Source organism: Streptomyces sp. NPDC018693, assembly GCF_044391385.1.
Taxonomy (GTDB): domain Bacteria; phylum Actinomycetota; class Actinomycetes; order Streptomycetales; family Streptomycetaceae; genus Streptomyces.
Genome location: NZ_JBIRZZ010000002.1, coordinates 487,455 through 512,519, shown reverse-complemented (window position 1 = coordinate 512,519; position 25,065 = coordinate 487,455). Strand labels below are relative to the sequence as shown.

At 71.8% G+C, this 25,065-nt stretch carries 19 protein-coding genes; 9 read left to right on the top strand and 10 right to left on the bottom strand.

Annotated elements, in window-relative coordinates; all coding sequences use genetic code 11:
• The first annotated feature begins 81 nt into the window (after nt 1-81).
• Nucleotides 82-882 carry an alpha/beta fold hydrolase gene (locus ACH5AC_RS06695; protein ID WP_398860571.1) on the top strand — a complete coding sequence of 267 codons (801 nt, stop codon included), beginning with the start codon at nt 82-84 and terminating at the stop codon, nt 880-882.
• On the opposite strand, the gene ACH5AC_RS06690 is transcribed toward ACH5AC_RS06695, so the two are convergent.
• Nucleotides 883-1,332, bottom strand: coding sequence for a hypothetical protein (locus ACH5AC_RS06690; protein ID WP_398860570.1), 450 nt, complete (start codon nt 1,330-1,332; stop codon nt 883-885).
• Between the two features lie 116 nt (nt 1,333-1,448).
• Here ACH5AC_RS06690 and ACH5AC_RS06685 point away from each other — a divergent pair, with 116 nt between their 5' ends.
• Both ACH5AC_RS06685 and ACH5AC_RS06680 read left to right on the top strand, forming a co-directional pair.
• Nucleotides 1,449-2,615 carry a PP2C family protein-serine/threonine phosphatase gene (locus ACH5AC_RS06685; protein WP_398860569.1) on the top strand — a complete coding sequence of 389 codons (1,167 nt, stop codon included), beginning with the start codon at nt 1,449-1,451 and terminating at the stop codon, nt 2,613-2,615.
• 118 nt (nt 2,616-2,733) lie between these two features.
• Complete coding sequence (locus ACH5AC_RS06680; protein ID WP_398860917.1) at nt 2,734-3,900, top strand: hypothetical protein; 1,167 nt, start codon at nt 2,734-2,736, stop codon at nt 3,898-3,900.
• 80 nt (nt 3,901-3,980) lie between these two features.
• On the opposite strand, the gene ACH5AC_RS06675 is transcribed toward ACH5AC_RS06680, so the two are convergent.
• The 4 genes from ACH5AC_RS06675 to ACH5AC_RS06660 form a co-directional block, all read right to left on the bottom strand.
• Nucleotides 3,981-4,823 (bottom strand): carbohydrate ABC transporter permease, encoded by an 843-nt coding sequence (locus tag ACH5AC_RS06675; RefSeq protein WP_398860568.1) that lies wholly within the window; start codon nt 4,821-4,823, stop codon nt 3,981-3,983.
• Between the two features lie 7 nt (nt 4,824-4,830).
• Entirely contained in the window at nt 4,831-5,829 is a 999-nt protein-coding gene (locus ACH5AC_RS06670) for a carbohydrate ABC transporter permease (RefSeq protein ID WP_398860567.1), read from the bottom strand.
• 97 nt (nt 5,830-5,926) lie between these two features.
• Nucleotides 5,927-7,270, bottom strand: a complete 1,344-nt coding sequence (locus ACH5AC_RS06665; RefSeq protein WP_398860566.1) for an ABC transporter substrate-binding protein — start codon at nt 7,268-7,270, stop codon at nt 5,927-5,929.
• A 79-nt stretch (nt 7,271-7,349) separates the two neighbouring features.
• Nucleotides 7,350-8,369 carry a LacI family DNA-binding transcriptional regulator gene (locus ACH5AC_RS06660; protein ID WP_398860565.1) on the bottom strand — a complete coding sequence of 340 codons (1,020 nt, stop codon included), beginning with the start codon at nt 8,367-8,369 and terminating at the stop codon, nt 7,350-7,352.
• Nucleotides 8,370-8,576: 207 nt separating this feature from the next.
• On the opposite strand from ACH5AC_RS06660, the gene ACH5AC_RS06655 reads away from it, so the two are divergent.
• From ACH5AC_RS06655 to ACH5AC_RS06640, 4 genes are all read left to right on the top strand, one after another.
• Nucleotides 8,577-9,959, top strand: a complete 1,383-nt coding sequence (locus tag ACH5AC_RS06655; RefSeq protein ID WP_398860564.1) for a mucin-1 — start codon at nt 8,577-8,579, stop codon at nt 9,957-9,959.
• A 25-nt stretch (nt 9,960-9,984) separates the two neighbouring features.
• Complete coding sequence (locus ACH5AC_RS06650; protein ID WP_398860916.1) at nt 9,985-10,371, top strand: ADP-ribosylation/crystallin J1; 387 nt, start codon at nt 9,985-9,987, stop codon at nt 10,369-10,371.
• Complete coding sequence (locus ACH5AC_RS06645; RefSeq protein ID WP_398860563.1) at nt 10,316-11,332, top strand: endonuclease/exonuclease/phosphatase family protein; 1,017 nt, start codon at nt 10,316-10,318, stop codon at nt 11,330-11,332. Before ACH5AC_RS06650 ends, ACH5AC_RS06645 begins: the two co-directional genes overlap by 56 nt.
• A gap of 88 nt (nt 11,333-11,420) precedes the next feature.
• Nucleotides 11,421-13,391: an FUSC family protein gene (locus ACH5AC_RS06640; protein ID WP_398860562.1), complete on the top strand. Its 1,971-nt coding sequence runs from the start codon at nt 11,421-11,423 to the stop codon at nt 13,389-13,391.
• A 909-nt stretch (nt 13,392-14,300) separates the two neighbouring features.
• Here the strand turns inward: ACH5AC_RS06640 and ACH5AC_RS06635 are convergent.
• Entirely contained in the window at nt 14,301-16,382 is a 2,082-nt protein-coding gene (locus ACH5AC_RS06635; RefSeq protein ID WP_398860561.1) for a PhoX family protein, read from the bottom strand.
• A 223-nt stretch (nt 16,383-16,605) separates the two neighbouring features.
• Here ACH5AC_RS06635 and ACH5AC_RS06630 point away from each other — a divergent pair, with 223 nt between their 5' ends.
• Both ACH5AC_RS06630 and metG read left to right on the top strand, forming a co-directional pair.
• Nucleotides 16,606-18,168, top strand: a complete 1,563-nt coding sequence (locus ACH5AC_RS06630; protein ID WP_398860560.1) for a VWA domain-containing protein — start codon at nt 16,606-16,608, stop codon at nt 18,166-18,168.
• A gap of 124 nt (nt 18,169-18,292) precedes the next feature.
• Entirely contained in the window at nt 18,293-20,008 is a 1,716-nt protein-coding gene (metG, locus tag ACH5AC_RS06625; protein WP_398860559.1) for a methionine--tRNA ligase, read from the top strand.
• A gap of 60 nt (nt 20,009-20,068) precedes the next feature.
• On the opposite strand, the gene ACH5AC_RS06620 is transcribed toward metG, so the two are convergent.
• The 4 genes from ACH5AC_RS06620 to ACH5AC_RS06605 form a co-directional block, all read right to left on the bottom strand.
• On the bottom strand, nt 20,069-21,541 hold the full coding sequence (locus tag ACH5AC_RS06620) for a SulP family inorganic anion transporter (RefSeq protein WP_398860557.1): 1,473 nt from the start codon (nt 21,539-21,541) through the stop codon (nt 20,069-20,071).
• Between the two features lie 158 nt (nt 21,542-21,699).
• Nucleotides 21,700-23,517, bottom strand: a complete 1,818-nt coding sequence (locus tag ACH5AC_RS06615; RefSeq protein WP_398860556.1) for a carbohydrate-binding domain-containing protein — start codon at nt 23,515-23,517, stop codon at nt 21,700-21,702.
• Complete coding sequence (locus ACH5AC_RS06610; protein ID WP_398860555.1) at nt 23,514-24,284, bottom strand: VTC domain-containing protein; 771 nt, start codon at nt 24,282-24,284, stop codon at nt 23,514-23,516. Before ACH5AC_RS06610 ends, ACH5AC_RS06615 begins: the two co-directional genes overlap by 4 nt.
• Nucleotides 24,281-24,847: a DUF4956 domain-containing protein gene (locus ACH5AC_RS06605; RefSeq protein ID WP_398860554.1), complete on the bottom strand. Its 567-nt coding sequence runs from the start codon at nt 24,845-24,847 to the stop codon at nt 24,281-24,283. Before ACH5AC_RS06605 ends, ACH5AC_RS06610 begins: the two co-directional genes overlap by 4 nt.
• Nucleotides 24,848-25,065 lie beyond the last annotated feature (218 nt).

Here is a 25,065-nt window from a genome sequence, read left to right as displayed (position 1 = left end):
CCCCACCCGCTCTCCCTCACATTGCACCGAGGGCAAAGATCTTATTGCACCGATGAGTTGGCGGGACCTAGGGTCGACCACATGACCCCCTTCCTCGCATACGAGGACAAAGGGCCCGAAGACCATCCGGTCCCTCTCGTCCTCGTCCACGGCCATCCCTTCGACCGGACCATGTGGGACCCGCAGATCGAGGCGTTCTCCGCGCGCCGCCGCGTCATCGCCCCCGACCTGCGCGGCTACGGCGCCTCGCCGGTCACGCCCGGCCGGACGCCGCTCGGCCGGTTCGCCGAGGACATCGGGGAACTGCTGGACCACCTCGGGGTGGGCACCTTCGTCCTGGCCGGGCTGTCCATGGGCGGGCAGATCGCCATGGAGTGCTACGACCGCTTCGGCGACCGCGTCCGGGGCCTGGTCCTCGCGGACACCTTCCCGGCGGCCGAGACCGGCGGCGGCAAGATCGCCCGCAACGCGATGGCCGACCGGCTGCTCGCCGAGGGCATGCGCGGGTACGCCGACGAGGTCCTGGAGAAGATGGTCGCCCCATACGCGGAGCCGCACGTCAAGGCGCACGTCCACCGCATGATGACCGCCACCGACCCCGAGGGCGCGGCCGCCGCACTGCGCGGCCGCGCCGAACGCCCCGACTACCGGGAACTGCTGACCCGGGTGCGCGTGCCCGCCCTGGTGGTCGTCGGCGAGGACGACGAGTACACCCCGGTCGCGGACGCCGAGGCGATGCACTCGGCCCTGCCCGACTCCACCCTCGCCGTCCTGCCGGGCTGCGCCCACCTGCCGAACCTGGAGCGGCCCGAGGCGTTCAACGCGGTGCTGGCGGACTTCCTGGTCGGAGTCGAGGAAGAGCGCGGGGAAGAGAACGAGTAGTCAGCGGACGCGATGGCCCTGTGCGTCCTCCCGGGTGTAGTAGCGGTAGAACATCACCGCGAAGACCGTGGCCGCGATCGCCAGGGACATGAAGGTCGAGCGCAGCGCGGTCGCCGGGCCCTGGCTGTAGAGGAAGCCGAACGCGCAGCCGGTGAAGGCCGCCCACAGCAGGCCGTGCAGTTCGCGCTTCAGGCGCGGGGCGAGGGCCCGTACGGCGACGTAGAGCAGCATGAAGGCGGCCGCGGTGACGAAGCCGAACAGGAGGTTCCAGCCGGTGATGGGGCCGCCGGAGCGACGGTTGGCGGCCGCCCAGTAGCCGTAGATCAGCCCGAGTACCACGGGCATCGTCCAGGCCACGGCGCGGTGGACGCGCTCGCTGAAGACATCGGGTGTCCTGGGCCGCCGGCCGGGCCGGGCGGGCAGGCCCGAGGCGGGTGCCGCGTGAGCCATGGCGGGCTCCTCTCTGTCTCTCCTCGCCCCCGCCTACCAGAGCACACCTGGGCGGGGGCGCAGGCAAGTCGGGTGCCCGGATGCGAGGCGCCCCACGCCGTGATTCCCTGTCGTCCATGGAGCTCAGGGGGCCGCCCGGGCGCCGGGAGCTGCTGCGGCGGCAGCAGCTGCTGCGGGTGCGCGGGCGCAGTGTCGCCTGGCTGGTGCCGCTGACGCTGCTGGTCGCCATCACCCTCGCCGACTACTACACGGCCGACCGGATCCGGATGATCTCCTGGTACGTGTTCGTCCCGGCGATCGCCGCCGCGCTGTGCGGCGTGTGGGCGACGGCCGCGTTCGCGGTGCTGTCCCTGGCGGCCAACGTCTGGATCGACCTCACGGTGCCGGAGCAGTACCAGTCCGGACCGGGCGACTTCGTGCTCGTCGCCGTCGGCGGTGTGCTGTCCACGCTCGCCTGTGAGCTGCGGGTGCGCGGCGAGCATCGGATGCTGCACATGCGGGACATCGCCGACACCACCCGGCGTACCGTGCTGCGCCCGCTGCCGCCGGGCTGGGGCGGCCTGGAACACGCGGCCGTCTATCTCGCCGCCGACGCCGACGCCCGGGTCGGCGGCGACTTCTACGACATCCAGCCCGGCCCGCACGGCACCCGCGTCCTCGTCGGCGACGTGCAGGGCAAGGGGCTCGGCGCGGTGGAGACGGCGGCCGCGCTGCTCGGCACGTTCCGCGAGGCCGGCTTTCACGAGCCCGACCTCGCGACGGTCGCCGACCGGCTGGAGACCCGCATGCTGCGGCACCGGCAGCACACGGCCGCGCTGGGGCGGCCCGAGGACGGCGAGCGGTTCGCCACGGCGGTGCTGCTCGGGTTCCCGGAGGCGGCGGACACCGTCGATGTCGTCGGCTTCGGGCACGAGCCTCCCCTCGTGGTCGGCCCCACCGGCGTACGACCGCTGCCCCTCGGCAACCGCCTCCCCCTCGGCCTCGGTGAGCTCACCGCCGGCGACGGCCCGTCGACCGCCCGGCGGGTGCGTCTCGCACCCGGTGAGACCCTGCTGCTCTTCACCGACGGGGTGACCGAGGCCCGCGACGAGCACGGCGACTTCTACCCGCTGGCCGACCATCTCGCCCGCGCCGTCGCCGGCGACCCCGGCCTCGCCGAGCCGTCCCGCCTGGTCGCCCTGGTCCGCGACGGCACCCTGCGCCACTGCGGCGGCCGGCTCGCCGATGACACGACGCTCTTCGCGGTACGGCGGGCGGCGGCGCCCTCACTTCTCGCCCGCTGAGCTCTCGGACTTCTCGCACCGGGAGGTTTGCGCTACGGAGGCCCCCTGTGCAGCCGCAGAGGTTACGGTGCTGACGTACGTGATCCACAAGGGGGGAGGAACCGTGGGTGAGGGAACCATGCCCGGAACCGTGCTGCTGCTCGCGGCCTCGCCGGTCGGCAAGGGCCGCCTGGTGGACGCCGCCTCCGTGCTGCCCGTGCTCGCGGCGGTGCCGCCCGGGGTGCTGGCCGGCACCGACACCGCCAACGTCGTCGAACTCGCCGACCCCCTGGAGCCGCAGGCCGTCCTCACCCGGCTGCGCGCCGCCGCGGCCGCGCCCGGCCCGCTGACCCTCTTCGTCACCGGCCAGCTCCTGCTCGACCGGCGCCAGCACCTGCCCCACCTGGCGCTGGCGCGCACCACACCGGCCACGGTCCGCTACACCGGGCTGCCCTGGCAGTGGCTGCGGGACGAGCTGCGGCTGCGCGCGCCCGGCACCACCACGTTCGTCGTCGACCTCCACGCGGACGCGGAGAGCTGGGCCTGGCTGCGGGAGCACGCGCTGGACTGCGGTCGGCACGTCGCGGCGTACGGCAGGGTCGCGCCGCCGCCCGGGCGGCGGGCGGTGGCGGTGCCGACGTACATGCGGACCGTCGCGACGATACTGCGCAGTGGGGTGCGGCCGCCGGTGGAGCAGTTGCACCAGCTGGCGTTGGCACGGATCGCCGGGGAGGGGGAGGTGGGGGATCTCGTTCTCGCCCCCGCCGCCCCTACCCGTTCCGTCCCTGGGGGTGCTGCCCCCAGACCCCCGTTTCGGCCCGAGCGGCCTCGTCCTCACTCGCCGGACGGGCTGAGAATCGCCACCGCCGAGACCGATCCCCACTCCGCCATCGCCGCCGCCGTACAAGCCGGCCGGCACGCCGACGCCGACGCGCTGGCCGCCCGCTGGGAGCAGGCCGCGCTGGCCTCCCGGGGGCCCGGGTCGGACGAGGCGCTGCACTGGATGGAGGTGCGGGCGGATCTCGCGATGTTCGCCGGGGACGCCGAGCGCAGCTGCCGTACGTGGCTCGCGGTCGCGGGTGCCCGGCTGGCCGCCGGGCAGGCGGCGGACGCACCGCCCGTCGAAGCGGCCGTGGACCGCGCGCACCACCAGTGGGGCCGCATCCAGGACGCGTCCCGCGCCCGCGAACTGGGCCCGGCCCTGGCCGAACTGCGCGGCCGCGTACCCGGCCGCCGACAGGGCGCCCTGGACCACGTGCACCGCCAGCTGCGGCAGCTGCAGACCCAGGGTTCAGCAACCCCCTGAGGGGCGCGGGGCTGTATCAATATGCGGCTCCGCCGCGTGGGCGCGATCAGCCCAGACGGCGCCGCACACGGCCAACGGGATCAACCCTTCACGGCGGAACTCGCGACGCCCTGCACGAACCACCGCTGGAAGAACGCGAAGACAACCAGCACAGGCAGGACGAGGAGCACACCGAACGCGAGGATCTGGCCCCAGTCCGGCGGCTGCTGCCCCTGGAAGACGCTCATCTCCAGCGGCAGCGGCCGCACCGACGGGTCGGAGACCATCAGCACCGGCCACAGGAAGGAGCCCCACTGGATGAGGAAGGTGAGGATCGCGACCGAGGCGAACACCGGCTTCGACATCGGGACGATGATCGCGAAGAAGGTGCGCCAGGGGCCCGCGCCGTCCAGCCGGGCGGCTTCCTCGATGCTCGGCGGGATCTTCCGGAAGAACGTGTGGAACTGGTAGATCGCGAAGGCATTGGCGATGAACGGCAGCGCCTGGATGTGGATCGTGTTGCGCTGGCCGTTGAACATGTAGAACAGCGGCACCGCCACCGACTCGAACGGGATCAGCATCAGCAGCAGGACGAGCCCGAAGACGAGGTTCTGGCCGCGCCACTTCAGCCGGGTCAGCCCGTAGGCCGCCATCGAGTTGACGATCAGGCCGCCGGTCACCACCACGAACGCCAGCAGCACCGACACGCCCATGAACTGCCAGAAGTATCCGGTGCTGTCGGAGCTGAGGCTGTCGAAGACGGCGGCGTAGTTGTCGAAGGAGAGGTTGGTGGGCAGGAAGCCGGACAGGCCGTCGAGGACCTGGTCGGACGGCTTGAGGCTGCCGAGGAAGAGGTAGAGGGCGGGGAGCGCGAAGACGAACGCGAGGACGCTCAGGACGGTGTAGTCGAGGAAGCGGCGTACGGGCGTACGGGTCATGGCCATGGTGCGGTCAGTCCTCGTTGTCGGGCCGGACGACACGGCGCTGGACGATCGTCAGGGCGACGACGATCAGGAAGAACACGACCGTGATGGCGGACGCCTGGCCGATGTTGTTCTGGTCGAAGGCCGTGGTGACGGCCTGGTACATCACGGTGCGGGTGGCGTCCTCGTCCAGCCCGCCGCCGCGGATCAGGATGTACACCTGGTCGAAGACCCGGAAGGACAGCACCGAGGTGAGCATCGCGACGAAGACGAGCGTGCCGCGGATGCCGGGCAGGGTGACGTGCCGGAACTGCTGCCACCGCGAGGCCCGGTCGAGCTGGGACGCCTCGTAGAGCTCGTCGGGGATCTGCTGGAGGCCGGCCAGCAGGATGACCATCTGGAAGCCGACGCCCTGCCACACCGACAGCACGATGATCGAGGCCATCGCGGTGGCGCTGTCGCCGAGCCAGTCGAAGGCGCCCCAGTTGCCGAAGCTCACCGCGTCCAGCAGGGAGTTGAGCATGCCCTGCTCGCTGCGGGCGAGGATCAGCCGCCAGATCACGGCGACCAGCGCCATCGGGAAGACGACCGGCATGAAGAAGAAGGAGCGGAACAGGCCGATGGCCTTCAGCTTGCGGTTGAGGAGGATGGCGAGGCCCAGTGCCAGCCCCGTCTGGAGGGGTACGACGACCGCGGCGAAGGTCAGGTTGTTCAGCAGCGCCCGCAGGAAGGGGCCGGACAGGTCGGGGTCGGTGAACAGCCGCCGGTAGTGCTCCAGGCCGAAGAAGCTGGGCTCCAGCGGCGAGCCGAGGCGCACGTTGTAGAAGGAGAGCACCACGGCGTAGCCGAACGGGATGCCGACGAAGGCGATCAGTCCACCGACGGCCGGGGCGGACATCAGCAGCCCGTGCAGCCAGTCGCGGTTCCCGCGCGGGCGACGCGAGGGCTTCGGCTTCGCGGAGGGCGCGGCCGGGGCGGCCTGCGCCCGGCCTGGGGCCGCGGTGTGCGCGGGTTCCACGGATTTCACGGGGTCCTCTTTCCGGCGGGGCGGGCGCCGTCGTCGTGTCTGTCGTCGTGTCTGCGATGACTCGGCCCGCCCCGGCCGATGCGTCCTGCGGATCTGGCTACGGGATCTTGTATCCGGCGTTGTCGGAGAAGTCCTGGTCGATGGCGCGGGCCGCCTTCTCCAGGGCCGACTTCGGGTCCGTGCCGCCGTAGACGGCGTTCAGGGCCTCGCTGAACTTCGCGGTGACCGTGGGGTATCCGGCGGTCACCGGGCGGGTGACGGCGACACACGACGCGGTGATGTCACTGGCGCCGCACGGCTTGGCGAGCTGGTCGGCGAAGAGCTGGAGCGGGCCGCCCTGCTTGTAGAGGTCGCTCTGGGCGAGCGCCGACTTGGTGGCGGGCACCGCGCCGTTGGCCTTGGTCATCGCGCCGATGTTGGTGTCGTTCAGGAGGTAGTCCAGGAAGACGCCGGCGGCCTTGGCGTTCTTGGTGTTGGCGCCGATGCCCCAGGCCCAGGAGCCCTGGCCGGTCTTGGGGCCGTTGCCGAAGTCGGGCAGCGGCAGCACGACGAGGTCGTCGCCGAGGGCCTCGCTGTACGCGGGGTACATCCAGTGGCCGACCCAGCTCAGCGCCACCTTGCCCTTGGCGAAGGCGTTGCCGTCGGTGTTCGGGTCGACGTACGTCTTCCAGGACTGGAAGGTCTTCAGCGCGGCGACCACGTCCGGGCTGTCGAGGGCGCCCTCGGCCTTGCCGTCCTTCAGCAGGGCGCCGCCGGCCGACCAGACGAGCGGGGAGAAGCCGTACGTGCCCCACTCGGTGGCCAGACCGTACTGCTCGGAGATGTCGAGGACCTTGCCGTCGGCGTCCTTGCCCTTCAGCGCCTGGAGGGCCTTGTCGAACTCCGCCGCCGTCCAGGCGTCGTCCACGCCCGTCGGGTACTTCACCCCGGCCGCGTCCAGCAGCTTCTTGTTGCCGTACATGCCGAGACCGGAGTCGAACATGCCCAGGCCGTAGTGCTTGCCGTCGATCTCGCCCTGCGCCTTGATCGCGTCGGTGGCGTTGCCGAGGGTCTTGGCGGAGACGAAGTCGTCGATCGGGGCGAGCTTGCTGTTGTAGACGAAGTTCGCCATCGTCGGGCCGTCGAACTCCAGCACGTCCGGCAGCTCGGAGGCGCTGGTGGCGGTGATGGTCTTGGTGTAGTCGTTCTCGGGGATCAGCTTCAGCTCGGCCTTGATGTCGCTCTGCGAGGAGTTGAAGGACTTCACGGCGTTCTGCAGCGCGGCGGCCTCGCCGGTCTGGCCCTGGTGGGCCCAGATGCTGACGGTGCCCTTCCCGCTGCCCTCCTCGGCGGAGGCACCGCTGCCGCCGCCTCCCCCGCAGGCGGCCAGCGCGGCCAGCGGCAGCAGGGCCAGGGCCGTGAGGCCCGTGCGGCGGTACCTTCTGGTGGGGTCGGTGTTCATGGGTGTGCCTCCGTGCGGGGTGGGCGGTGGTGCGGGCGGGGGTGTGGGGGCGCGGGGGGACTGGGGGCGGGGGGGGGAGTCACCGCAGGCGGTGCGGGTCCGGTGGGGCGGTGGTCTCGCGGAGGATGAAGCGGATGGGCATCTCGACGGGGCGGGGCGGCCCCGCGTCCGGGTCGTCGAGCTGACCGAGCAGCAGCCGGGCGGCCTCCCGGCCCTGCGCGACGACCGGCTGGGCGACGGTGGTCAGCCCGGCCACCTCGGACAGTTCGTGGTCGTCGAAGCCGACCACCGACACGTCCTCGGGGACCCTCAGCCGGTGCCGGCGCAGGGCGCGCATCGCGCCCATCGCCATCTCGTCGGACTGGGCGAACACGGCGGTCGGCGGATGCCGCAGGGCCAGCAGCTCGGTCATGGCCCGCTCACCGCCCTCGACCGTGTAGCCGCCGTCCGCCTCCAGCGCCGGGTCGTGCTCGATGCCGGCGTCGGCCAGCACGTCCAGGTATCCCTGACGGCGGTCCAGCGGAGTGGTCCAGTGCAGCGGCTCACTGGCCCCGGAGATCATGGCGACCCGCCGGTGACCCAGGTTCACCAGGTGCTGCACGGCGCTGCGGGCGCCGCCGCGGTCGTCGATGCCGACCACCGTGAAGCCGGGCCTCGCCCCGCCGACCGTGGTGGCCAGCGGCACGTCCAGGGAGCGCAGGGCGGCGGCCTCCACGGGGTCCGGGATCAGCAGGGACAGCACGGCGTCGACCCGCTTGCGGATCGGCAGCTTGGCGAAGAAACGCTTGCGTGCCTCCGCCGAGCCGAGGTTGTACAGCAGCACGTCGTAGCCGGCCGCGCTGAAGACCTGCTCGGCGGCGTCCACCACGGTGCCGAAGAACCAGCGGCCCACGTACGGCACGACCACCCCGATGGTGGAGGTGCGCCCGCTGGCCAGGCTGGAGGCGGAACGCGACGCGGTGTAGCCCAGCTCGGCGGCCACCGTCACGATCCGGGCCCGCATCTCCTCCGAGACACCGGGGCGGCCGCGCAGCGCCCGGGACACGGTGGACGCCGAGACCCCGGTGGCCTCGGCGACATCGGTGATGCTGACCGTCACAGGGTGCTCCTTGATCGGGTGCGGCCGCGTGAAGGGGTTCGGATTTCACATCGGCGTGAGGGGCGAGTGACGAGACCGTAAACCCGCCCACTCAGTTGCGCAAGCGTTTGCGTTCGGTTTTACTTCGGCTACTCCTCAGAAAAGCTCTCACCAGCCAGGACACAGCGCACACGTTTGAGTGCCGCTGTCGGTAGACAGGACCTGTGCATGCGATACGCCCCGCCCGGCCTCTGCGTGAACGACTTCGACGTCCTGCGCGACGCGGACGGCACCTACACCGTGCTGCACCTCCAGGGCCCGTGGACGACCGAGTTCGACCACCTGCGCATGGAGACGTCGTACGGGCGGGCCACCTCCACCGACCTGGTCCACTGGGAGCCCCAGGGCACGGCCTTCGGCAACGGCCTGCCCGGCCGCTTCGACCAGCAGGCGGTGTGGACCATGCATGCCGTCCGGGGCGGGGGCGTCCGGGACGGCGGCTTCCGGGACGGCGGCGGAATGGCGATGTTCTACACCGGGGTCTCCGGGCTGACCCCGGGTGGCTGGCCGCTGCAGTCGGTCGGACTGGCCCGCTCCGAGCGCACCGACGGCACCGGCTGGCGCCGCCACGGCACGGGACCCGTCGCCGAGGCGGACCCCCGCTGGTACCGCACCGGCGAACGCATGGGCTGGCGCGACCCGTTCGTCGTGCGCGACGACGAGTCCGACGGCTGGGTGATGGTCGTCTGCGCCGCCGACGCCTCACTGCCGGTCGAGGTCGGCGGCTGCGTCGCCTGGGCGACCTCCGACGACCTGGAGCACTGGACCGTCCACCCGCCGCTCATCTCCCCCGGCGACGTCGACGAGTTGGAGTGCCCGGTACTCGAACGCCTCGACGACGGAAGCTGGTTGCTGCTCGGCTCGATCGGCGCGACGCGCGGCTTCGAGGCGTGGACGGCCCCGCGCCTGCGCGGCCCGTGGACCCGCCGCGGCCCCCTCGGCCCCACCGGCGCGTACGCCCCCCGCGTCGTCCGGGCCCCCGACGGCTCCCGTGTCGTCCTGCACACCACCCCCCGCCGCGTCGGCCTCACCGACACCGGCGACCGCTGCCGCGGCATGCTCGCCCAGCCCAAGTCCCTTGTCGTCCCGGAGGATTCGGCACCTCGGCTGCAGTGGTGGCCGGGCCTGGACCCCTGGCTCGGCGAGGAGACGTACGACGCTGCCCTGCACGCCGTCGGCGACATCGAGATCACCGGCCGCACCGAGATCACCCTGCGGACCGACACCTCCGGCGGCGACCGCGCCGCCCTCGGCGTCGGCTGCGACGGCAAGCAGCTCTGGGTCACCGGCCCCGACGGCACCCCCCTCGGCGAGACCGTCCTGACCGATCCGGCCACCACGCTGCGCGTCCTCACCGTCGGCGAGTACGTCGAGATCTACGCCGACGACGTCTTCGCCCTCACCACCCTGTGCTACTCGGGACACCCCGCCCCGTGGACCGCGGTCACGGACGGACACACCGCCCGCGCGATCCCCGTCCCCGTGCGCCCCGTACGACTGCCCGACCCCGACCGCGACGACGCGTCGGCGGTGTGGCCGGGGCCGCGCTGATCGGACCCGATCGGGCCCGGCACGGATATGTCCTGGCCGGGGCCCCGCCGCGCGTCTACCGTCACGCCATGGCCACGACACCACCCTCTGGCGTCCCACCGGCCCCGAAGAGCTCGCCCTCGTCGAGGCGTCCGGATGGCGGACATGGCCGCCGCGCCTGCCCGAGCAGCCGATCTTCTACCCGGTCCTGAACGAGGACTACGCGGTCCGGATCGCCCGGGACTGGAACGTGCCCGCGTCCGGGGTCGGCCACGTCACCCGGTTCCAGGTCGACAGCGCCTTCCTTCAGCGGTATCCGGTGCGCCGGGCCGGGGGAGAGACCATCCTGGAGCTATGGGTGCCGGCGGAGGAGCTGGATGAGTTCAACGCGCACATCGTGGGACGCATCGAGGTCGTACAGGAGTTCCGCTGACGTGCCCGAAGGGCGCGGGCGGGGCCGGGTGTTCGGGGCCTGGTGCGCCGGGCTGCTGCTGGCCGCGGTGAGCGTGGTGGTCGGGTTCCGCACCGCCGACAGCGACGGGATCACGCCCGTACCGCAGGTGCTGGCCTTCCTGCCGTGGCTGCTCGCGCCCACCGGACTCGCCCTCGCCCTGGCCCTGCTCACCCGGTGGTGGACCGGACTCGTGTGGGGGGTGGTCGTGCTCGGGCTGCTGGCCTGGTTCATCGAGCCGTACGGCACCACCGACCCGCCCGCCGGCAGACCCGTCGCCTCGCTGCGCGTACTGGCGTCGAACGTCGAGTTCGGCCGGGCGACCGACTCCCTCGTCACCGCCGTCCGCCGGGAGCGCCCCGACCTGGTCTTCGTCACCGAGTGCGAGTACGGCTGCCAGAAGACCCTGCGCCGGGAGGTGAGCGGCGACTATCCGTACCGGCAGGCCGTGGAGGGGCCGAGCTCCATCGGCTCGCTCATCCTCAGCCGCCACCGCCTCACCCCCGCCGCCGTCCTCCCCGGCACCCTGGGCATGCCCGGCGCCGTCGCCGACGTCGACGGCCACGCCGTACGCCTCCAGCTCGCCCACCCCATGCCGCCGCTGCCCCGCCAGGTGTCCCTGTGGAACCGGGAACTGGACCGCGTCCGGGACTTCTCCGCCGCACAGCGCGGGCCGCTCGTCCTCGCCGGGGACTTCAACGCCACCCAGGACCACGCCGCGTTCCGCCGCATCCTCGACACGGGGCTGCGCGACGCGGCCCGGCTCGTCGGCGAGGACCGCGAGCCGAGCTGGCCGTCCGGGTGGACGCCCGTCTTCGGCGCGCAGATCGACCACGTCCTGGTCTCGGCGGACTTCTCCGCGCACTCCGCCCGCTTCCTCGACCTGGCCGGGACGGACCATCGTGCCTTGCTCGTCGATGTCACGCTCCACGGGAGTGGATGAGAGGCGCGGATGAGGCGCGCACGAGGCGCAGATGCGCAGCGCAGATGAGCGGCGCAAAGGAGACAGGGCCCGGCCGGATAATGGGCTCATGTCCCGTGAGTTCGCCATCGGCCTGACGCCTCCCGACTGGCTGATGCGCAACCTGCGGCCCCAGCAGGCGCCCGTCAACCGCCCCGCCGTCGCCCGCGCCGCGCTCGCGATGACACTGCCCCTCGCCATCGGCCTCGCCGTCGGCCGCCCCGCCTACGGCGCCCTCGCCGCGATGGGCGCCCTGTCCGGCGTCATCGGCGACACCGCCGACGCCTACCGGATGCGGCTGCTCAACATCGCCGTACCGCAGCTCTTCGGCGCCGTCGGCATCGCCCTCGGCTCCGCCGTCCACGGCCACGGCTGGACGGCGGTCGCGGCCGTCACCGGGGTCGCCCTCGTCTCCGGGATGATGTCGACGATCGGCGCGGTGGCCTCCGTGTCCGGGCTGTTGCTGCTGCTCAACTCGGTCGTCGGCGCGGGCCTGCCGATGCCCGGGGACTGGTGGCTGGCGCCGCTGCTGGTGACGGGCGGCGGGGCGCTCGTCCTCGTGCTGGCGCTGCTCGCCTGGCCGTTGCGCGGAGGCGTCCCCGAGCGGGCGGCGGTCGCGGACACGTACCGCGCGGTGGCCGAGCTGCTGGCCGCCTGCGGGAGCGAGGTCCCCGGGGAGTACGACGAGGCCCGCCACGCCGTCACGCAGTCCCTGAACCAGTCGTACGACCTCATCCTGGCCCGGCGCGCCCTGCACCACGGCCGCAGCCCCGAACTGGCCCGGCTGCTCGCCCAGCTGAACGCGATCACCCCGGTGGTGGAGGCGGCTCCGGCGGCGCATCTGGGCGGGGTGCGGCTGCCGCCGGAGATCCCGCGGTCCGTGCGCCACCTCGCACAGGCCGTGGAGACCGGCTCCACGGGTCCGGTAGCTCTCGCCCTCCCCGCCTCCTCCTCCGCCCCAGCCCCCGCCGGTGAGACGACCCGTGCCGTCGATCACGCCCTGCGCCACGCGGCGGATGTGGTCACCGCCCCCGACATCGACCTGCGGGGCGTCGACGACCGTCTGGGCCGGCCGGCCGCCCTGCCCGTCCGCGCCGCCCGCGCGGCCCGTGACGTGGCCCTGTCCGCCGGTTCCTGGCGCTACGGCCTGCGCCTGGCGCTGTGCATCGGCCTGGCGCAGGTACTCGTGTCGATCATCTCGGTGCCCCGCTCGTACTGGGTGGCCCTCACCATCACCTTCGTCCTCAAGCCGGACTTCGGGTCGGTCTTCTCCCGGGCGCTGCTGCGGGCGCTGGGCACGGTGGCCGGGCTCGTGGTGGCCGCGGCGGTGCTGGTGGAGGTGGAGCGCGGCTGGTGGGACGTGCCGGTGATGCTGGTCCTGGCCCCGCTGATCCCTGCGCTCACGCCGCGGGGCTACGGCTACCAGACGGCCGCGATCACCCCGGTGATCCTCCTCCTCTCCGACATGCTGAACCGCGAGGGCACCGGCCTGCTCCTGCCCCGTCTGGTGGACTCCCTGATCGGCTGCGTGATCGCGCTCGTCGCCGGGTATCTGCTCTGGCCGGAGAGCTGGCACACCCGGGTCGGCGCCCGCCTCGCCGACGCGGTGTCCGGCACCGCGCGCTACGTCGAGGCCGCCTTCGGCCCCGCCACCGAGCCCGCGGCCCGCGCCCGGATGCGCCGCCGCCTCTACCGGGACCTCTCCGTCGTCCGTACGGAATTCCAGCGCGCCCTCACCGAGCCGCCCCCGACGGGGCGCCGGGCGGCGGCCTGGTGGCCCCTCGTCGTCGCCGTCGAACGCATCGTCGACGCGACGACAGCGGCCCGCGTCCGCATCCGCCACGGAGCCGAGCCCCCGTCCGAGGCCGAGGTGAGCCACGTGGCACTGCAACTACGGCAGCTGGCGGAGGGGCTCCGGGACACGGAGGTGCTCTACCCGGTCCGTACGAACCTCACTGGCCCTCCGGACAGCGTCCTGGAGCCGCTCCGGCAGGAGGTGGCGGCGGCGAGGGCGATCACGTCACCGCAAGCCGTCAAGTGACCGTGGGGCCGCCCGCTTCCGGACCAGTGCCGTGCTTCCACGGCCCGCATCAAGGGCGCTCCGCGTCGCCTCCGCCGATGGGCCTACGGCCCACCCTTGACCGGTCCGCTCCAGCACGGGCAAGAAGCGAGCGAACGGCCCGGGAAAGCGGGGCCCAGGTGGACATCCCCTCAGGCCGCCTGCGCCGCCGTCTGGGCGAGGACACGCGCTCTCGCCTCGCCGGCCCGCCGGGTGGGTTTGACGGCTTGCGGGCCGTGGCCGACGATGCGCGGCGGCACGCCAGGGCGACCTGGCAACTGCAGGTCGCGGATGAGGCGCGCCAGGAGAACCGGAGGCACGCCGGGGCGGCCTGGCGGCTGGGGCCGTCGCCGGTGATGCGCGGCGGCACGCCAGGCGACCTGGCGACTGCAGGTCGCGGATGGGGCGCGCCGGGGCGGTCTGGTAGCTGCGGGCCATGGTCGGTGATGCGCGGCGGCACGCGGCGGCACGCCGGGTGGCATCGGCGGCTTGCGGGCCATGGTGGGGAGGGCCGGGGGCACGCCGGGGCGGCCTGCGGTCTCCGGTTACGGCCCGGTGGTGTTCCACCCAGTGGTGTGGGAATCCTGGCCGCGCCCGGCCGGATGGCCTGGGTCCGGCAGACGCGGTCGAGCGCCCCGGGGCCGCTGCGCGCGCCGGTGAGCGCGGTCTCGGCCGCCCGGGGCCCGGGGCCTGGCACGGCCCGAAGACCACCCGGCTACACCAGTCGGCGGGATGCGATCCCCGCCCCCGGTCGTGACCCGGTGATTGGAGCGGATGGATCGCTGGAACCCCCTGATCGCGGGCCACGAGGCGGAACGTTCGCTCCAATCACCGCCTGTCCGGCCCGCGAGAGCGGGGTTGGTGCTCTCGTGGGCCGGGGAGTGGGGTGGGTCAGCAGCCGATGTTGTGGCCGTCCTGGCGCCAGACTGCCACTACGGACGGGCGGTTGAGGGCGCCAGGGCCGTCGGGCCAGGTGCTGAGGGGGTTTTCGGCGGAGGCGCCGTCGAGTTCACCCGGGTGCTGGACGGCGACCAGGACGCGGCGGTCCTGGATGATCGGGCCGCAGGTCTCGGCGCCGGCGGGGACGGTCAGGAACTGCTTCAGCTCACCTCGGCGGGAGCCGCGGGTGGCGACGCCGAAGAGGCCGTCGTGGGAGCCGAGGGCGTTGCCGTCGGTGGAGATCCACAGGTTGCCGTACGCGTCGAAGGCCACGTTGTCCGGGCAGGAGATCGGGCTGACCTGGTCCTTCGGGAAGCCGGCGAAGTAGGTCGCCGGGTCGTCCGGGTCGCCGGCGACGAGGAAGAGGGACCAGGCGAACCTGGTGCTCTCGGGGAGGTTCCAGCGCTCGGTCAGCTCCAGGACGTGGCCGTGCTTGTTGCCGATGCGCGGGTTGGCCTCGTCGACGGGTGCGTTGCCGGTGGTGCCGCGGCGGGAGTTGTTGGTGAGGGCGACGTAGACCTTGCCGGTGACCGGGTTGGGCTCGATGTCCTCGGGGCGGTCCATCTTGGTCGCGCCCACCTTGTCGCCGGCCAGGCGCGTGAAGACGAAGACCTCCTCCGCAGTCATGCCCTCGACGTGAGAGACGGCGCCCTTGGCGGTCGCGGTGGCCAGCGGGATCCACTGACCGCTGCCGTCGAACTCGCCGTCGCTCGGCAGGGTGCCGGTGCCGTCGATCTCGATGGCCGGGGAGTCGCCGGTGAGCTTGGCGACGTAGAGGGTGCCCTCGTCGAGGAGGGAGAGGTTGTGCTCGCGGACGGCGCGGGAGGAGCCCTTCTTCATCCGCTTGCTGCCGACGAACTTGTAGAAGTAGTCGAAGCGCTCGTCGTCACCGGAGTAGACGACCGGGCGTCCGTCGGCGGTGAGCCGCACGGTCGCCGCCTCGTGCTTGAAGCGGCCGAGGGCGGTGTGCTTGCGGGGCGTGGAGGTCGGGTCGTACGGGTCGAACTCGACGACGTAGCCGAACCGGTGCACCTCGTTGGGCTCCTGCGCGACGTCGAACCGCTTGTCGAAACGCTCCCACTTGCGCTCGGTCGCGCCGGTGGGGATGCCGTACCGCTTGTCGGTGTCGCGGGAGGCGTTGGCGAAGTACTGGTTGAAGTTCTCCTCGCCGTGCAGGGTGGTGCCCCACGGGGTCTCGCCGCCGGCGCAGTTGTTGAGGGTGCCGAGGACCTTGGTGCCGCTCGGGTCGGCGGAGGTCCTCAGCAGGTCGGAGCCCGCGGCGGGGCCGGTCAGCCGGAACTCGGTGGTGGCGGTGACCCTGCGGTTCAGGTGGTGCCGGGGTACGGCGGTGAGCTTGCCGGTCTTCCGGTCCTCCGCCACGACGACGACGCTGAGGCCGTGCGCCGCCCAGGCGATCTCGACCTGCTCGCGGGTGGGGTTCGCGGCGTCGTACCCGCGGAACATGAGGGTCTCGTCGGTGTACTCGTGGTTGACGACGAGGAGGTGGTGGCCGCGCTCGCCCGGCAGGGGCAGCAGCGAGAGGAAGTCGTTGTTGTAGCCGAACTGGCCGGCCTGCGCGGCGGCGGTCTGGTTGTCCGGGTCGAAGGCGGGGGCGCCGCGCAGGATGGGCTCGCCCCAGCGGATGACGACGTTCTGGCCGTAGCCCTCGGGGACGGTGACGGCGTCGGTGGTGTTCGGGGCGACGGGGGCGAAGCGCAGGCCGCGCGCGCCGCCGGTGGCCGGCTTCTTGTTCTTGTCTCCGTACGACTCCGGCGTGGCCGCGGCGGCGGGGCGGGCCCCCGCGACACCGGCTGCCGTGCCGGCGGCGGCCGCGACGGTCACGACGGCGGCGGCGCGCACCATGGAGCGGCGGCTCAGCGCACCGGCGATCACATCGCCGACGTACTCGTTGTCGCTGGTGTTGGGCACCTCGTGGAAGCAGGCGTCACCACACCGGAAACGGCAGGTCAGGGCGGATCGCCCGCCCGGGTGGGCGGCGGACGGTGTCCCGATGATCGGCAGTAGCTTGCGCACCTTTGCTCTCCCCTTGTGTGCCCTTGATGTGACCGCGACGGTAGGGGCACGTATGTGCGGAAGCGCGGCGCCCGAGTGAACGGGGAGTGAACCCACGGCAGCGGGACGGGCCGGGTGTCCGACGGGCGCCCCTCCCCAAGATCACCGCTCGGGGCCGCTAACCTTACGTGTCCGTCCTGGCCAGGGATTGACGGGCATCAACTCACGCGAAGGGTTGCGCACAATGGGCATTCTCTCTCTCCTGCGGAATGCGTTCGGCAGGTCACGCAAGGGGCATGCCGCCCAGGTCGAGGGTGCGGAACAGATTCCTTCGCAGAAGACGGAGTCCGCATCAGAGCCTGCGACGACGCCCGAAACGGCCGAATCACCGACACGGGTCGAGCCCACGGAACCGACGGCACCGGCCGTATCCGCACCCGCCGAGCCGACGGAACCGGCCGAGGCCGCCGCCGAGCCGACGAAGCCGATCCCGGACCCCCGCCCGGCCGCAGACGAGGAACACGAACTCGTTTCAGCCGCCTTCGACAACGTGACGGTACCCAAGCCGTCGCCCCAACCGGCGGAACAGCCGACGGCGGAGAAGCCGGTGGCCGAGGCGCCGGTGGAAGAGCCTGTGGCTGAGGCGCCGACGGAGGAGCCCGTGGCTGAGGCGCCGGTGGCTGAGGTCGCGGAGGCCAAGCCCGCCATCGAGGCGCCGGCGGAAGAGCCGGTGAGCGAGGCGCCGGTGGATGACGCCCCGGCTGAGGAGCCCGTGGCCGAGGCACCAGCGGACGAGCCGGAGGCCGAGGTCTCGGAGGAGCAGCCGACGGCTGAGGCGCCGGTGGAAGAGCCGGAGACCGAGGTCGCGGAGGCCAAGCCCGCCATCGAGGCTCCCGCGGAAGAGCCGGTGGCCGAGGCTGAAGTTCCGGCGGAACCGGCGGCTGAGGCTGAGGTGGTCGAGGAAGCGCCCGCGTCCGAAGCGCCCCCGCAGCCGGAGTCGGAGTCGGAGTCGGAATCCATCGACGAGCCGGTGGCCGCCGACGGCGAAGGCGCACCGGCGGGGCCACCCGCAGACGACCACGAAAGCCGCACGGGTGGTGCGGGTGGGAACACGCCGGCCGACGGCGAAGCCGAGGCAACGGCGCCGGACGCCACCCCCCAGCCGGCGGCAGCCGCCGGCGAAGCCGAGGCCGCTGCCCGGGTCCTCGGCAAGCTCGGCCTCGCAGGGACCCACGCCGCCCTCTACCTCGTACTCGACCGCTCCGCCTCCATGCGCCCGTACTACAAGGACGGCTCCGCCCAGGCCCTCGCCGACCAGACCCTCGCCCTCGCCGCCCACCTCACCCCCGAGGGCACCACCCCGAAGGTCCACGTCGTCTTCTTCTCCACGGAGGTGGACGGCACCGCCGACCTCACCCCCACCGACCCGGACAAGACCAACCGCATCGACACCCTCCACGCGTCCCTCGGCCGCATGGGCCGTACGAGCTACCACGCCGCCGTGGAGGCAGTCGTCACGCACCACGAGAAGTCCGCCGACCCCACCGCCCCCGCCCTGGTCGTCTTCCAGACCGACGGCGCCCCGGACGCGAAGACCCCGGCGACCCAGTCCCTCACGGCGGCAGCCGAAAAGCACCCCTCGGTCTTCTTCGCCTTCGTCGCCTTCGGCGAGCACGACAACAAGGCGTTCGACTACCTCCGCAAGCTGAAGACCCCGAACACGTCGTTCTTCCACGCCGGCCCCACCCCCAAGGAGCTCACCGACGAGGAGCTCTACGAGGGCGTACTGGCCGACTGGCGCCCGTAGCACCCACTCGCTCCCAGCGACCGGCCGCCCCTTCCCACCCCGCAAAACGGGAAGCGGGCGGCCACCCCATGTCGGCTACGATTTCAAGACTCACCAAAACGACCGACCCGGGAGCAGCCAAACCATGGCTCGACACCTCATCACCAGCGCCCTTCCCTACATCAACGGGATCAAGCACCTGGGCAACATGGTGGGGTCCATGCTCCCGGCGGACGTGTACTCCCGCTACCTCCGCCAGCGCGGCCACGACGTCCTCTACATCTGCGCGACGGACGAGCACGGCACCCCCGCCGAGCTGGCCGCGAAGGAGCAGGGCCTCCCGGTCGACGAGTTCTGCGCGCAGGCGCACGACGCGCAGAAGGCGGTCTACGACGGCTTCGAGCTGGCCTTCGACTACTTCGGCCGGAGCTCCAGCCCCCAGAACGTGGAGATCACCCAGCACTTCGCCCGCAGGCTCCACGAGAACGGCTTCATCGAGGAGCGGGCGATCCGCCAGGTCTACAGCCCCGCCGACGGCCGCTTCCTCCCGGACCGCTATGTCGAGGGCACCTGTCCCCACTGCGGCTACGACAAGGCCCGCGGCGACCAGTGCGAGAACTGCACCCGCGTCCTGGACCCGACCGACCTCATCGACCCCCGCTCCGCGATCTCCGGCTCCACCGACCTGGAGGTCCGCGAGACCAAGCACCTCTTCCTCCTCCAGTCCAAGCTGGAGAACGAGGTCCGCGAGTGGGTCGCCCGCCATGACGACGACTGGCCGCAGCTCGCCTCCTCCATCGCCCACAAGTGGCTGACGGAGGGCCTGCACGACCGTGCGATCACCCGCGACCTCGACTGGGGTGTCCCGGTCCCGGCCGACACCTGGCCGGAGCTGGCCGCCGAGGGCAAGGTGTTCTACGTCTGGTTCGACGCCCCGATCGAGTACATCGGCGCGACGAAGGAGTGGGCGGACGCCACCGGTGGGGACTGGAAGTCCTGGTGGTACGGCCCGGACGGCGCCGACGACGTCCGCTACACCGAGTTCATGGCGAAGGACAACGTCCCGTTCCACACGGTGATGTTCCCGGCCACCGAGCTGGGCGTGCGCGAACCGTGGAAGATGGTCGACTACGTCAAGGCGTTCAACTGGCTGACGTACTACGGCGGCAAGTTCTCCACGTCCCAGAAGCGCGGTGTCTTCACCGACCAGGCTCTGGAGATCCTCCCGGCCGACTACTGGCGCTACTTCCTCATCGCAAACGCCCCCGAGTCGGACGACTCGTCGTTCACCTGGGAGCACTTCACCGCCACGGTCAACAAGGACCTCGCCGACACCCTCGGCAACTTCGTCAACCGTGTCCTGTCCTTCTCCCGCAAGCGCTTCGGCGACGACGTCCCGGCGGGCGGCGAGCCGGGCGAGGCGGAGACGAGGCTCGGCGAGGAGATCGCGCGCCTGCTCGCCGAGTACGAGGAGCACATGGAGTCGCTCCAGTTCCGTAAGGCCGCGGCGGCCCTGCGGGCGCTGTGGTCGGCCGGCAACTCCTACCTGGAGGAGAAGGCTCCCTGGCTGGAGATCAAGACCAACAAGGACGGCGCTGCCCTCACCCTCCGCACGGCGATGAACCTGATCCACCTCTACGCGGTGGTCTCCGAGCCGTTCATCCCGGCGTCCGCGCGGACCATGCGGGAGGCGTTCTCGCTCACCGACGACACCGCGACCTGGGTCACGGAGGCCGAGGCGAAGGCCCTCGTCTCCGTCCCGGCCGGTACGCCCTTCACCGTCCCGCCGGTGCTGTTCGCGAAGCTGACTGACGAGGACCTGGCGGCGTACAAGGAGCGCTTCGGCGGCCAGGAGGCGTAAGCGGGGAGCGCGCAACACGACGAAGGGGTCCGGGGAGAAGCGCCCGGACCCCTTCGCGTCTCACGCGCCTACCGGTTCCTCCACCCCCGCGGTCCTGAGCTTGTCCCGCTGCCCCTCGTCGGCCAGGGCGACCAGCCGGTCCTGGACATGCGACGGCACCTCCCTGATGCCCAGCTCGACGCCGGACCGGTGCGCGTGGTCGATGAAGGTCAGCAGCGCCTTGGCGCCGGACATGTCCATGTAGGTCACGTCCTTCAGGCTGAGGGAGAGCGTGGAGCGGTCCTCCCGCAGGGCGGTGAAGACGTGGTCGACGGAGAGGAAGGACAGCGGTCCCTCGATGCGGTAGCCGTCGTCGCCCTCGTGGACGATCGTGGCCTTCCGGCGGCGGGACTGCACTCCGTGGACGACGAGGGCCAGGACGACGCCGACGGCGACGGCGATCGTCAGGTCGAGGAGCACGGTGATGATCATCGTCGCGAACATCACCAGGACGTCGCCCCTCGGCGAGACATGCACCTTGCGCAGGGCCTCCCAGTCGAACATGCCCACCGCGGTGACGATCAGGATGCCGGACAGCACCGCGAGCGGGATGTACTGCACGACGGCCCCGAGGCCGACGACGAGGGCGAGCAGGATGACGCTGTGGGTGGCCGCCGACAGGGCGGTACGGCCGCCGCTGCGGACGTTGACGACGGACCGGACGGTCGCGCCGGCGCTGGCCAGACCGCCGAAGAGGCCGCTGACGGCGTTGCCGATGCCCTGGCCGATCAGCTCCTTGTTGCTGCGGTGCCGGTTGCCGGTGATGTTGTCCATGACGACCGAGGTCAGCAGCGAGTCGATGGAGCCGAGCAGCGCGATGCTGAGCGCCGGCAGCAGAAGGGTGAGGATCAGCGATCCGCCGAGGTCCGGGACGCTGAGGGAGGGGACGGACTCGGGAATCTGGCCTATGTAGTCGATCGTGGAGTTGAGCGTGACGGATCCCAGGCCGACGTCCTGCAGTGCGGAGTCGGCGAGCCGCAGGACGAGCGTCATGAGTACGAGCGCGATCAGGCTCGCCGGTACGGACTTGATGACGCGGGCGGACACGAGCATGAGCACGATGGTCGCCGCCACGACCAGGAAGCTGCGTTCCACCTGGTCGAGCTCGCCCAGGATGATGATGAGCGCGATGCCGCCCATGAAGCCGGACACCACGGGGTGGGGTATGTAGCGGATGAGCGAGCCGAGCCTGCACACTCCGAACAGGATCTGGAAGGCGCCGGCCATGATGAAGGCCAGGAACGCGCCCTCCAGCCCGTGCTCGGCGATGACTCCGGTGGCGACGACGGTGATGGGACCGGTGGGCCCGGTCACCTGGGCGGGTGTGCCACCGAAGAGTGCCGCGAAGAATCCGGCGAAGATGGCGCCGTAGAGTCCGACGAGCGCACCCTCCGAGGTGCCGGTCGCCGTGATACCGAATGCGATTGCCAACGGCAAAGCCACGATGGCCACGGTCAGGCCGGAGAGGATCTCTTTCGCGATGCGCTGGAACATCAGCCCCCATTTCGGTCGTTGACGGTACGACCGTAAAGACTACGTATAGGTGCGCCCAAGGCAAGGCCAAAGATCGCCAGATGTGATTTGCCGACGTTCCATCAGCAAGCAAACCGGCACACACATTCGAATGCGTGCGCCGGTTAGGACAGGTGCTCCTACCTTCCTCCGCCTCCGCGACCGAAGCCGCCCGCCGGGGCCTCACCGGCCGTGGCCGTCCCGATCTGCTGCGCCGAGCCCAGCGAGCCGGCCGTCGCCGCCAGACCACCCGTCGCGGTCCCGGAGACGGACCCGCCGGAGTAGACGCGGTACTCCTCGCCGCTCTTGATCGCCGAGGACGAGTAGACGACGTTCTGGATCGCCTTCGAGGTGGTGTACGTCGCGACGACCGCGCCGTCCGAGTCGACGATGTGCAGGACCGTGCCTGCGCCGACGGACTGGTCGAGGGTGGCCGACAGCCAGCCCTGCTCGGACTCCGTGTCGGGCGCCACCACCATGCCGGCGCTGCCCGAGGCCAGCAGCACACCGCCGCTGACGGTGAAGGATCCGTTCACGTCGAGGGCGCCGTTGCCGCCTCCCTGGGGGCCGTTGACGACGATCGTGCCGCCGGTGATCTCGGCCGTGCCGTTGGAGTCGAAGCCGTCGCCCTCGGCGTTGATGACGAGGGTGCCGCCGGTGACCTTGGCGGTGTAGTCGCCGACCGCCTCGCCGCCGCCCCCGCCGCCCGGGCCCCCGCCGAAGCCACCCTCCGAGGTCGACTCGCCGCCGGAGGCGTTGACCCCGTCGTCCTCCGAGGTGACCTTGACCGTGCCCCCGCTGACCAGGATGTCCTTGCCCTCCAGGCCCTCGTTCGACGTGGTGATCTCCAGAGTGCCGGCGCTGATCACCAGGTCGCCCTCGGCGTGCACACCGTCGTCCCCGGCGGCGGCGGTGACCTGTGCGCCGTTCAGGTGAACGGCGGAGTCGCTGTGCAGGGCGTCGGCGGAGGCGTCGACGGAGACCGTGCCGCCCTCCAGGACGGTGATGACACCGGACTTCAGGCCGTGCGCGGAGGAGTCGTCGGTGGACTTGGCGGTGGTGGTGAGCGTGCCGCCGGTGACGACGAGGTCCGTGACCGCGTCGGCCCCGTCCCCCGCCGCCGTCACCTTCACCGAGCCGCCGGAGACCACGATGTACCCGGCGTCCGCGTCCTCGTCGTTGTCGGACTTCACGCCGTCGCCGCCGGCCGTCACGGTGACCGTGCCGCCGTACACGACCGCGTAGTCCTTGCCCACGACGCCGTCGTCGGCGGCGTCGACCGTCACCGTGCCGGACGCGATGACCAGGCCGTCCTTGCTGACGATGCCGTCGTTGCCGTTGCCGTGCACGGTCAGCGAGCCGCCGCCCGCGATCGTCAGGTCGCCCGCGCTGAACAGGGCCGCGTCGGCCTCGGCGCCCTCCGCGTAGGAGGCGGCGTCGGAGAGGGTGTTGCTGCTGCCGTCGGCGAGGACGACCGTCAGCTCCTTCGCCTCCGTCGCCGCGATCGCCGCGCCGGAGGAACTGCTGATGTCGGCACCGTCCAGGATCAGCGTCACCTCGCCGTCGGGCACGGTGACAGTGATCTGACCGTCCTTCAGGGTGCCGCTGATCCGGTAGGTGCCCGCGGTGGTGACGGTCACCGTGGAACCGTCGGCGCGCGCCCCGTCCCCGTCGACCGAGGCGGAGTCGCCGTCCAGCGTGATGGTGGTGGCGCCCGACGCGTCCCACTTCACTTCTTCCGCGCTCGCCACATGGACGTCCTTGTTGGCGGCGAGGACCGCCGCCGCGTCCTGGCCGCCGTCGGCGGCGGCCGTGGCGGTACCGCCCGAACTCTGCGAGGCGGAGGCGGCGGATGCCGCGCTGCTGTCTCCCGAGGAGCAGCCGGTCAGCGCGGCCAGGCCCAGTGCCGTGGCGGCCAGAGCGCCCACGGCCTTCATGCGGAAACGTCGTGCTCTCATGTCGGACTCCCGTCCAGGACGTAGGGGAAGTGGCGCCGCAGGACGGGCAGCCAGCGGTGGGCGGGCAGTTCGGGGCGCAGGGCGGCCAGCCCCGTGCCGTACTTCGACACCGCGCACGGACGGTGCTTCAGCGACCACAGCAGCCGGTCGGCGCCCGAACCCGCCCGGCCCGACTTCGTCTCCACGATGACCCGCTCGGGCGTCCGGATCGTGCCCGCGCCGCCGGGGAGTTCCCAGGTCAGCCCGGTGTCGATGGTCAGCCGACTGCTGTCGTGGGGCAGCAGGAGCGTCGTCCGCCGGTACGTCGTCGTCAGCGCGGGTACGAAGCGCAGCCCGCGCGCGTCGATGCCGGCGCCGGCCAGCGTCTCGTCCGCGAACTCCCGGGCGCCGTGGGACAGTCGGTGCTCGTCACCCTCGTACGGCACCCGCTGCTTGACCGTCGCCCCGCGCGGGCCTCGCGTCTTCACCTCGAAGTAGCGGGCGCCGGTGTCGAGATAGGTGCGCACGCGCAGCTTGAAGCGGCGGCGTCGGCTGCGGGCCGCGCCCAGGTAGCCGGTCAGGTCGGGGGTGTCGAAGTACTGCGACCGGTACCCGAACGCGCGCCGGCCGTCGATCTCCAGGACCCGTACGTCCTCGTCGAGGCCGCCGAGCAGGAAGGGCAGGTCGGCCGACGGGAGGAGGTACTTGCGGTCGATACGGGTCAGCAGTTCGGCCCGGGCGACGAGTTCGTCGAGGCCGATGGGGCGGAGCGCGGTGACGGCGTTCACGCGGCGACCTTCGGCCGTACCGCCGACCCGGCGAGGTACCGGACCTCGACCAGCGTGATGTCGTTGACCAGGTCGATCTGCTGCACCGACAGGTTCAGCACCCGGCCGCCGAGCAGCATTTCGAGGTGCTCGCGCAGGGCGTCCTCGTCGGTGTACGCCGAGTCGAGGCGCAGGGTGCGGGTGCGGTGCCGGGGGAAGAGGCGGGGGTGGTCGCCGACGTACATGGTGGCGACGAGCAGCACGGTCAGGGCGGCGCCCAGGGGGTCCCACTCCTGCGGCAGCCCGTTGAGCAGGCCGATGGCGAGCGCGGTGAAGTAGTACGCGATCTCGTGCTGGGCGATCTCGTACGACCGCAGCCGGATGATCGACAGCACCCCGAACAGTCCCATCCCGAGGCCGATGCCCACCGAGGTCGAGCTCAGCGTCATGGAGACGGCGAGCACGCCGACGTTGACACCGAGGAACGCGGCGACGAGATCGCGGCGATGGTGGCGGGGGAAGTAGACCCCGAAGGTCAGCGCGCAGATGGCGACGAGGTCGGAGACGACGAGTACCAGGTCCATGCCCATGACACTGGTCGAACTGTCTGTGAGGCTCCTGTTGAAAGTCTTAAGCCAATTTGAGAAGTACGGGAGCCGACGACGGAGTTAACGGCAGCGTGCGGATTCCAGACCAAGATCCTTGACCTGCTACTTGAGCTGAACCACGCCCGCTACAAGGAAGAGACGGAGAAGGGCCTGCACACGCCGGAGGCCAAGCGGCGCCGTGCTGCCGCTCGCAA

Excerpts from the sequence above, each read along its gene's own strand:
- ACH5AC_RS06695 (WP_398860571.1), top strand. The coding sequence starts at position 82 with ATGACCCCCTTCCTCGCATACGAGGACAAAGGGCCCGAAGACCATCCG.
- ACH5AC_RS06690 (WP_398860570.1), bottom strand. The coding sequence starts at position 1,332 with ATGGCTCACGCGGCACCCGCCTCGGGCCTGCCCGCCCGGCCCGGCCGG.
- ACH5AC_RS06685 (WP_398860569.1), top strand. The coding sequence starts at position 1,449 with ATGGAGCTCAGGGGGCCGCCCGGGCGCCGGGAGCTGCTGCGGCGGCAG.
- ACH5AC_RS06680 (WP_398860917.1), top strand. The coding sequence starts at position 2,734 with ATGCCCGGAACCGTGCTGCTGCTCGCGGCCTCGCCGGTCGGCAAGGGC.
- ACH5AC_RS06675 (WP_398860568.1), bottom strand. The coding sequence starts at position 4,823 with ATGGCCATGACCCGTACGCCCGTACGCCGCTTCCTCGACTACACCGTC.
- ACH5AC_RS06665 (WP_398860566.1), bottom strand. The coding sequence starts at position 7,270 with ATGAACACCGACCCCACCAGAAGGTACCGCCGCACGGGCCTCACGGCC.
- ACH5AC_RS06655 (WP_398860564.1), top strand. The coding sequence starts at position 8,577 with ATGCGATACGCCCCGCCCGGCCTCTGCGTGAACGACTTCGACGTCCTG.
- ACH5AC_RS06645 (WP_398860563.1), top strand. The coding sequence starts at position 10,316 with ATGAGTTCAACGCGCACATCGTGGGACGCATCGAGGTCGTACAGGAGT.
- ACH5AC_RS06640 (WP_398860562.1), top strand. The coding sequence starts at position 11,421 with ATGTCCCGTGAGTTCGCCATCGGCCTGACGCCTCCCGACTGGCTGATG.
- ACH5AC_RS06630 (WP_398860560.1), top strand. The coding sequence starts at position 16,606 with ATGGGCATTCTCTCTCTCCTGCGGAATGCGTTCGGCAGGTCACGCAAG.
- metG (WP_398860559.1), top strand. The coding sequence starts at position 18,293 with ATGGCTCGACACCTCATCACCAGCGCCCTTCCCTACATCAACGGGATC.
- ACH5AC_RS06620 (WP_398860557.1), bottom strand. The coding sequence starts at position 21,541 with ATGTTCCAGCGCATCGCGAAAGAGATCCTCTCCGGCCTGACCGTGGCC.
- ACH5AC_RS06615 (WP_398860556.1), bottom strand. The coding sequence starts at position 23,517 with ATGAGAGCACGACGTTTCCGCATGAAGGCCGTGGGCGCTCTGGCCGCC.
- ACH5AC_RS06605 (WP_398860554.1), bottom strand. The coding sequence starts at position 24,847 with ATGGACCTGGTACTCGTCGTCTCCGACCTCGTCGCCATCTGCGCGCTG.